The sequence below is a fragment of the Pseudonocardia pini genome (assembly GCF_013870575.1).
GTDB lineage: Bacteria > Actinomycetota > Actinomycetes > Mycobacteriales > Pseudonocardiaceae > Pseudonocardia > Pseudonocardia pini.
The window spans coordinates 1-8,154 of sequence record NZ_JACBXB010000194.1; the positions used below are offsets into that span (position 1 = coordinate 1).

General features: G+C 71.9%; 8 protein-coding genes. 6 read left to right on the top strand and 2 right to left on the bottom strand.

All coding sequences use genetic code 11. The annotated features are described in order from the left end of the window. Window positions 1-258 precede the first annotated feature (258 nt). Both H5J29_RS13490 and H5J29_RS13495 read left to right on the top strand, forming a co-directional pair. The gene (locus H5J29_RS13490) at window positions 259-954 is read left to right on the top strand and encodes a lysophospholipid acyltransferase family protein (RefSeq protein ID WP_181781299.1); all 696 of its coding nucleotides are present in this window, start codon (window positions 259-261) and stop codon (window positions 952-954) included. A 26-nt stretch (window positions 955-980) separates the two neighbouring features. Then, window positions 981-1,388, top strand: coding sequence for a RidA family protein (locus tag H5J29_RS13495; protein ID WP_181781293.1), 408 nt, complete (start codon window positions 981-983; stop codon window positions 1,386-1,388). Between the two features lie 7 nt (window positions 1,389-1,395). Here H5J29_RS13495 and H5J29_RS13500 read toward each other — a convergent pair whose 3' ends face one another. Then, the gene (locus tag H5J29_RS13500; RefSeq protein ID WP_181781294.1) at window positions 1,396-2,703 is read right to left on the bottom strand and encodes an ABC transporter substrate-binding protein; all 1,308 of its coding nucleotides are present in this window, start codon (window positions 2,701-2,703) and stop codon (window positions 1,396-1,398) included. A gap of 156 nt (window positions 2,704-2,859) precedes the next feature. Here H5J29_RS13500 and H5J29_RS13505 point away from each other — a divergent pair, with 156 nt between their 5' ends. From H5J29_RS13505 to nucS, 4 genes are all read left to right on the top strand, one after another. Further along, window positions 2,860-3,348, top strand: a complete 489-nt coding sequence (locus tag H5J29_RS13505; RefSeq protein WP_181781295.1) for a polyadenylate-specific 3'-exoribonuclease AS — start codon at window positions 2,860-2,862, stop codon at window positions 3,346-3,348. Between the two features lie 22 nt (window positions 3,349-3,370). Then, the gene (locus H5J29_RS13510; RefSeq protein WP_181781296.1) at window positions 3,371-4,756 is read left to right on the top strand and encodes a class II 3-deoxy-7-phosphoheptulonate synthase; all 1,386 of its coding nucleotides are present in this window, start codon (window positions 3,371-3,373) and stop codon (window positions 4,754-4,756) included. Between the two features lie 1,715 nt (window positions 4,757-6,471). Next, window positions 6,472-6,759 carry a response regulator transcription factor gene (locus H5J29_RS36200; RefSeq protein WP_312858202.1) on the top strand — a complete coding sequence of 96 codons (288 nt, stop codon included), beginning with the start codon at window positions 6,472-6,474 and terminating at the stop codon, window positions 6,757-6,759. A gap of 10 nt (window positions 6,760-6,769) precedes the next feature. After that, window positions 6,770-7,429, top strand: coding sequence for an endonuclease NucS (gene nucS, locus H5J29_RS13520; protein WP_181781297.1), 660 nt, complete (start codon window positions 6,770-6,772; stop codon window positions 7,427-7,429). Here the strand turns inward: nucS and H5J29_RS13525 are convergent. Next, a complete protein-coding gene (locus H5J29_RS13525) occupies window positions 7,381-7,980 on the bottom strand; it encodes a TetR/AcrR family transcriptional regulator (protein WP_181781298.1) in 600 nt (199 codons plus the stop codon). The genes nucS and H5J29_RS13525 overlap by 49 nt on opposite strands. Window positions 7,981-8,154: the final 174 nt, after the last annotated feature.

The window sequence follows — 8,154 nt, forward strand, 5'->3', positions numbered from 1 at the left end:
GCCCTCGGCCTTCCAGGACGCGACGATGGCGTCGAACGAGACGCCACCCGGACCGTCGCCGGGGCTGTCCGGCTCGGTGGCGCGGTCGTTCCCGTCGTGCTCGCTGCTCATGCACGAGGCCTTTCGTCGCCGGACGCCCGCGGAGGTCGGAGCCATCCTGACACGGACCGGGCGCCCGCGGGGGGCGGAGTCCCTTGTTGTCGCGCGCAGGAGCGCCTCCGTAGGGTGGGGAGCCACGCGGTGAGGAGGCCCGACTCGGTGCTGTACTGGTGGTCGAAGTTCGTCCTGATCGGCCCGTTGCTCCGGCTGTACTGCCGCCCCACCATCGAGGGTGTCGAGCACGTGCCCGAGCGCGGCGGGGCGATCCTCGCGAGCAACCATCTCGCCGTCGCCGACTCGTTCCTGCTCCCGCTGCAGCTCAAGCGGCGCATGACGTTCCTGGCCAAGAGCGAGTACTTCACCGAGGCCGGGCTCAAGGGTTTCGTGAAGAAGCAGTTCTTCACCGGCGTCGGCCAGGTCCCCGTCGACCGCTCCGGCGGGAACGCCGCGCAGGCCGCGATGGACACCGCGGTGCGGCTGCTGCGCGAGGGCAACCTGCTGGGCATCTACCCGGAGGGCACGCGCAGCCCGGACGGGCGGCTCTACAAGGGCAAGACCGGCGTCGCGCGGATGGCGCTCGAGGCGAGCGTGCCCGTCATCCCGGTGGCGATGATCGGCACGGACAAGGTCAACCCGATCGGCTCCACGCTCTGGCGGCCGGGGCACGTGCACGTCAAGATCGGCGAGCCGCTGGACTTCTCCCGCTACGAGGGCATGGCGGGGGACCGGTTCATCGAGCGCTCCATGACGGACGAGATCATGTACTCCCTCATGGAGCTCTCCGGCCAGACCTACGTGGACCTCTACGCCGCGTCGGTCAAGGAGAAGGCCGAACGGGACCGCAAGGCCGCGTAGCGCCCGCGGACGCCTAGGTTCGGGACATGGCCATCACCTTGACGAACCCCGCCGGACTCCCCGAGGTCGGTCTGTACCGCCAGGTCGCGGTCGCCTCCGGCTCGCGGCTCGTGTTCCTCGCCGGACAGGTCTCCGTCGACGCCGAGGGGGCGACCGTGGGCGTGGGCGACCTCGCCGCGCAGGTCGAGCGGTGCTACCTCAACGTGGCGACGGCGCTGTCGGCGGTGGGAGCCACGTTCGACGACGTCGCGAAGCTGACCGTGTACCTCGTCGACTGGACCCCGGACAAGATGCCGCTCGTGGCCGAGGGGGTCGCGCGGGCCACCGACCGGATCGGGGGCACCCCGCTCCCGCCGCTGACCGGGATCGGCGTGGCGGCCCTGGCCGCCCCGGACCTGCTGGTCGAGGTGGAGGCCACGGCGGTGCTCGCCTGACAGCCGCTCAGCCTGCGCGTACGGCCGCGTTGGCGGCGTCCTGGGCCTGCTGCAGGCCCGGGACCACGGGGGTGCGGCCGGCGAAGACCTCCGCCAGGACCGGGTCGAAGGCGCGGGAGCCGGTGCCGAAGCGCGGGCCCATCGGCGGGTCGATCGTGGCGGAGCCCCCGAGCGTGCCGAAGTAGCCCGTCTCGACGCCGCGTTCGCGCCAGTAGTCGAAGAACTTCTGCTGCGACCCGGTGACCGCGGGCAGCGCGGCGCCCCGGCCGCCGACCGGGTCCGCGCCCGGCTCCGAGCCGATCCAGTCCAGGACGCGGGCGACGGCCTCCGGGTGCGGCGTCGCCGCGTTCCCCGCGGCGACGACGCTGTTCACCACCGACACCCGCCCGGCGGGCCCGGCGACCATCGGCGCGATGCCCCACTCGAACGAGGCGCCGTCCGCGACGTTGCGCAGGTTGTAGGTCCCGGACTGGAAGATCGCGAGCCTGCCCGCGAGGAAGGCGTCCCGGGCGAAGTCCGAGTTGCCGTTGGTGTCGTCCGCGGGCGGCGCGACGTGGTGGGTGTTGATCAGGTCGACGAGGTACTGGAAGGCCTGGGCGGAGGCGGGCTCGGCGAAGGCGAACGTACCGTCCGGTGCCTGGAAGCGGCCGCCGTTGGACCCGACGAAGTCGTAGTAGACCGCCTGCAGGTCCTTGCCGGCGTTGAAGCCGTAGCGGGCGACGTTCGTCGGGTCGAAGCCCGGCTGGTCCGCGGTCCGGCCCTGGGCGTCGACGGTGAGCTTGCGCAGGGCCGGGAGCAGCGTGTCCTCGGCCGGGTCGGGGTTCCACGCCAACGTGGTGGGGTCCACGCCTGCCTCGGCGAGCAGCGCCTTGTTGTAGTAGGTGACGATCCGCCCGTCGGTGAGGGCGGGCACGCCCCACAGCCCGCCGTCTCGCGTGTACTGCTCCACCGCCGCGGGCACCCACCGGTCGCTGCGGCCGGGCAGCACCCGCCCGACGTCCATCAGCGCGCCGGAGTCCGCCAGGGAACCCAGGTACGCCGAGTTGAGCCAGAAGATGTCGTCCCCCTCGCCGCGCGCGAGCTGCGCGGGCAGGCTGGCGAAGTAGTCCGAGTAGGGCACCACGTCCAGGTCCACCCGGATGTCCGGGTTCTGCCGCTCGAACTCGGTGAACGAGGTCCCGTAGGCCTTCGCCACCTGGTCGTCCCACAGCCGGAGGGTGACCGTGGTGACCGGCGTCTCGGCGGGCGCGGAGCAGGCCGCCAGGAGGACGGTGGACAGCACGGACAACAGGCCGACGAGCAGACGGCGGGGCATGGGAGGTCCTCGCGACAGGGGGGCGTCAGGGGAGAGGTCGTTCGCGGCGCCCGGAACGTGACGGTCCGGGCGACACTTTCGCCCGACCGGCCCAGTACCGCCGCGCGGGCACGCCTGTGGGGGACGTAGGCTCGCTCCCGGTCGGAAAGGGTTGGCATGCGTTTCTTCTACGACACCGAGTTCATCGAGGACGGCACGACGATCGAGCTGGTGTCCATCGGTGTCGTCGGTGAGGACGGGCGGGAGTTCTACGCCGTCTCCACGGAGTTCGATCCCGGCCGCGCGGGCCCGTGGGTCCGCGCCAACGTGCTGCCCAAGCTGCCCTCGCCCGCGGACCCCGCCTGGCGCTCGCGGGACCGGATCAAGCGGGACCTGCTCTCCTTCCTCACCGGCGCGCCGGGCGAGGTGGAGCTGTGGGCGTGGATCGCGGCGTACGACCACGTGGCCCTCTGCCAGCTCTGGGGCGCCATGCCCGCGCTGCCCCGCGCCCTGCCGCGCTTCACCCGTGAGCTGCGGCAACGCTGGGAGGACGCGGGCAAGCCGCAGCTGCCGCCGCCGTCGTCCGACGCGCACGACGCCCTGGCCGACGCCCGGCTCAACCTCCGTCGGTGGCAGGTCATCGAGACCGCCGTCCCGACCTCGTGACCGACCGATAGGCTGAGTGACCGTGAACTGGTCCGTCGACGCTCCGGTGGACGTCCTTCCCGAGCTGCCTCCGCTCCCCGCGGACCTGCGCGCCCGGCTGGACGACGCCCTCTCCCGCCCCACCGCCCAACAGCCCGAGTGGCCGGAGGCCGCGGCGGTGGCCCACACGCGCACCGTCCTGGAGAGCGTGCCGCCGGTGGTGCTGCCCCCCGAGGTGGACCGGCTGAAGTCCCGGCTCGCGGACGTGGCGAACGGCGAGGCGTTCCTGCTGCAGGGCGGGGACTGCGCGGAGACCTTCGTCGACAACACCGAGCCGCACATCCGCGCGACCATCCGCACGCTGCTGCAGATGGCGGTCGTGCTGACCTACGGCGCGTCGATGCCGGTCGTGAAGGTCGGCCGGATCGCGGGCCAGTACGCCAAGCCGCGCAGCTCCCCGGTCGACGCGCTCGGCCTGCCCTCCTACCGCGGGGACATCGTCAACGGGCTGGCGCCGAACGAGCGCTCCCGCATCCCCGACCCGTCGCGCATGATCCGCGCCTACGCGAACGCCAGCGCCGCGATGAACCTGGTCCGGGCGCTGACCGCCACCGGTATGGCCGACCTTTCTATGGTGCACGACTGGAACAAGGACTTCGTCCGGACGTCGGCGGCCGGGGAGCGGTACGAGGCCGTCGCCGCGGAGATCGACCGGGCCGTGCGGTTCATGGACGCCTGCGGCGTGGTCGACCACAACCTGCGCAGCGTCGAGTTCTACGCCTCGCACGAGGCGCTGCTGATGGACTACGAGCGCGCCATGCTGCGGTTGGACGTCGACCGCTCGGGTTCGCTCTACGACCTCTCCGCGCACTTCCTCTGGATCGGGGAGCGCACCCGTCAGCTCGACGGCGGGCACATCGCCTTCGCGGAGCTGCTGTCCAACCCGATCGGCCTTAAGATCGGCCCCACGACCACGCCCGAGCAGGCCGTGGAGTACGTGGAGCGGCTGGACCCGCGCAACGAGCCGGGTCGGCTCACGCTGATCTCGCGCATGGGCAACGGCAAGATCCGGGACGCGCTGCCGCCGATCGTCGAGAAGGTCACCGCCTCCGGTCACAAGGTCATCTGGCAGTGCGACCCGATGCACGGCAACACCCACGAGTCCACGACGGGCTACAAGACGCGGCACTTCGACCGGATCGTCGACGAGGTGCAGGGCTTCTTCGAGGTGCACGGCGCCCTGGGCACGCACCCCGGCGGCATCCACGTCGAGGTCACGGGCGAGGACGTCACGGAGTGCCTCGGCGGCGCCCAGGAGATCAGCGACACCGACCTCGCCGGCCGCTACGAGACCGCCTGCGACCCCCGCCTGAACACCCAGCAGTCCCTGGAGCTGGCGTTCCTGGTCGCGGAGATGCTCCGGGGCTAGACCGGTCCCTCCTGCTTCCCGGTGTCGGGCGCTGATCGTCGCTTGCGCAGTGGGCGCGGTGGGGTGTGCTCGAGCAGTGATCGGTGTCGTGAGCGGTCGCGGTGCTGTCGCCGATCGCCCGGTGATCATCGTTTCGGCGGTGGGAGCCGCGGTGGGCGCGGCGGGGTGTGCCCAAGTGGTGATCATTGTTGTGAGTGGGTCGCGGGTGGCCACGCGCGGTGATCGTCGCTTCGGCGGCGGGAGCCGCGGTGGGCGCGGCGGGGCGTGCCCAAGTGGTGATCACTGGCGTGGTGAGGGCGGCTCTGCCTCGACGCGCGATCATGATCGTCGCTTGGGCGGCGGGAGCCGCGGTCTGCGCGGTGGACGGTGCCCGACTGGTGATCGTGGGGCCGGGCGTCTGGTGCGGTGAGTTGTAGTCAGCCCGCTGTCCCCTCCATGATCACCGCTTCGGTGCTGTGAGCCGCGGTGGGCGCGGCGGGGCGTGCCCTAGTGGTGATCACAGTGGTGGGTGAGCGCGGTTCGTGTCGCACCGTGCGTTCGTGATCGTCACTCGGCTGCGGGAGTCGGGGTGAGCGCGGCGGGGCGTGCCCAAGTGGTGATCACTGTCGTGAGTGAGCATGAGCGCGGCTCAGGCCCCACTGCGTTCATGATCTTCGCTTGGGCGGCAGGAGCCGCGGTCTGCGCGGTGACGGAGCCCGACTGGTGATCATGGCGCGGGCGTCTGGTGCGGTGAGTGATGTCAGCCCGCTGTTCCCTCCGTGATCACCACTTCGGTGCCGCGAGCCGCGGTGTGCGCGGCGGACGGTGCCCGACTGATGATCGTGGGTCGGCTGCTGGGTGGATCTGCTAGCTCGCGCTGCGGTAGCCCGTGGTCGCCGTGTGGTTCTGAGGCTGGGGTCCGCGCAGCGGGTTGCCCGACCGGTGATCGTGGGCGGGCGCCGGCCGCTCCAGCGATCATAGTTCTTGGCAGCGGGAGCCGCGGTGAGCGCGGCGGGGCGTGCCCTGGTGGTGATCACAGTGGTGGGTGAGCGCGGCCGTGTCGCACCGTGCGTTCGTGATCATCGCTTTGGCTGCGGGAACCGCGGTGAGCGCGCGGTGGGGGGTGCCGGGGGAGCGATCGCGCCACGGGTGCCGTTCGTGTGAGCATGATGTGGTCGCCGGTCGCCCGTGATCGTCGCTTCGGCAGCGGGAACCGCGGTGAGCGCGGTGGGGCGCGCCCAGGTGGTGATCACTGGCGTGGGTGAGGACGGTTCTGTCCCACCGCGCGATCATGATCATCGCCTGGGCAGCGCGAGCCGCGGTCTGCGCGGTGGACGGTGCCCAGTTGGTGATCATGGGGCTGGCGTCTGGAGCGGTGAGTTGTGGTCAGCCTGCTGTCCTTCCACGATCACCGCTTCGGTGCCGCGAGCCGCTGTGTGTGCAGTGGGGCGTGCTCGACCGGTGACCATGGAGTGGGCGCCGGCCGCGCTGGTGATCACCGTTTCGGCGGCAGGAGCCGCGGTCAGCGCGGTGGAGTGTGCCCGACTAGTGATCATGAGCCTGGCGTGAGGTGCGGGAGCTTGTGGCCAGGTCGCGTTCCCCCATGATCGCCGCCTGGGCGGCGGGAGCCGCGGTGTGCGCGGTGGGGCGTGCCCACGTGGTGATCACTGTGGTGGGCGAGCCGCTGGGTCGCACCGTGCGTTCGTGATCGTCACTGGGGCGGCGGGAGCCGCGGTGTGCGCGGTGGGGCGTGCCCGATCGGTGAGCCTGGGTGGCTGGGGAGGACGTCGATCGGGCGAGCTCGGAACAGGCGGTTACAGGACGGTGAGGGTGATGGTGGAGCCCCGCTCCACGGTCTCGCCCGAGCCGGGGTCCTGACCCACCGGCAGATCGCCGCGGCCGCGCACATCTCGGAGCGGACCGTCGAGACGCACGTGCAACACGTCCTGGCCAAGCTGGGGTTCACCGGCCGCAGCCAGATCGCGGCGTGGGTCGCCAGGAGGGGTGACGCGGGGGCGCCCTAGGGTGTCGGCCGTGCGCCTCGTCATCGCCCGCTGCCAGGTGGACTACGTCGGCAGGCTGACCGCCCATCTCCCGATGGCCCCGCGGCTGCTGTTGGTGAAGGCGGACGGGTCGGTGAGCATCCACGCCGACGACCGCGCCTACAAGCCGCTGAACTGGATGAGCCCGCCCTGCTGGCTCACCGAGGAGCCCGGCGTGTGGACCGTCCGGAACAAGGCGGACGAGTCCCTGGTGATCACGATCGACGAGGTCCTGCACGACTCGTCGCACGAGCTCGGCGTGGATCCCGGGCTGGTCAAGGACGGTGTCGAGGCCCACCTGCAGGAGCTGCTGGCCGCGCACCCGGAGACCTTCGGCGAGGGGTACACCCTGGTCCGCCGCGAGTACATGACGGCGATCGGGCCCGTCGACCTGCTGTGCCGGGACGGCGGGGGCGCGCACGTGGCCGTCGAGATCAAGCGGCGCGGCGAGATCGACGGCGTCGAGCAGCTGACCCGGTACCTGGAGCTGATGAACCGGGACCCGCTGCTCGGGCCGGTCGCCGGGGTGTTCGCGGCGCAGCAGATCAAGCCGCAGGCGCGCACGCTCGCCGAGGACCGCGGGATCCGCTGCCTCACCGTGGACTACGACGCGCTGCGCGGCATGGACTCCAAGGACCTGCGGCTGTTCTGACCCGCGAGCTGGGTCAGCACGAAGGTGACGATCTCCGCGGCGGAGTCCGCGGGTCGCGTCAGGACCTGCAGGAGCAGGCCGTTGGTGTGGTAGCGGGCGGTGCGGGGGGCGTCGACCCCCGGCGGGGCGTGCCGCAGGCCCGACTCCAGGATCAGCGGGACGTTCGCGATCGCGCGGACGTCCCCGGGCCCGCGGGGCGGACCCTCGCTGCGGATGGTCTCCTCCTGCACGGCCGCGAAGAGCGCGAAGGTGAGCGACCGGTCCGCCAGGAACATCGCCGCGGCCTGCTCGACGGCGACCCGGAGGGCGTCGGCGGGCGGCTGCGCCTCGACGACCGCGACGGCCGCCGCGATCCGGGGAGCGAAGAGGTGCCCGAGCAGCGCGTGCTTGCTGCCGAAGTGGTTGTAGCAGGTGGCCGTGGCCACCCCGGCCCGCGCGGCGACCTCGGTGATCCGGGTGCCCTGCCAGCCCTGCGCGGTGAACAGCTCCTCGGCGGCCCGCAGGATCGCCTCGCGGGTCTCCGCGTTGCGCTCCGCACGCCTGCCGCTCATGGCGCCGCACGGTAGCAACGATCGGTACCTGGAACCCGTTATAGTTTTTCCTCCCCGGGTCCCCGGGGTGTCTCCGTGCGGGGGAGGGGTTCGCGCGGCGCCGCCACCGGGGACCTGCGGGCCCGGCGCACCAGATGGAGATCACGTCGACCGGCGGCACCCACATCCTGATCA

Bases quoted from the DNA above. Each gene is read 5' to 3' on its own strand.
- H5J29_RS13505 (WP_181781295.1), top strand. From the start codon at position 2,860: ATGCGTTTCTTCTACGACACCGAGTTCATCGAGGACGGCACGACGATC.
- H5J29_RS13525 (WP_181781298.1), bottom strand. From the start codon at position 7,980: ATGAGCGGCAGGCGTGCGGAGCGCAACGCGGAGACCCGCGAGGCGATC.
- H5J29_RS13500 (WP_181781294.1), bottom strand. From the start codon at position 2,703: ATGCCCCGCCGTCTGCTCGTCGGCCTGTTGTCCGTGCTGTCCACCGTC.
- H5J29_RS13495 (WP_181781293.1), top strand. From the start codon at position 981: ATGGCCATCACCTTGACGAACCCCGCCGGACTCCCCGAGGTCGGTCTG.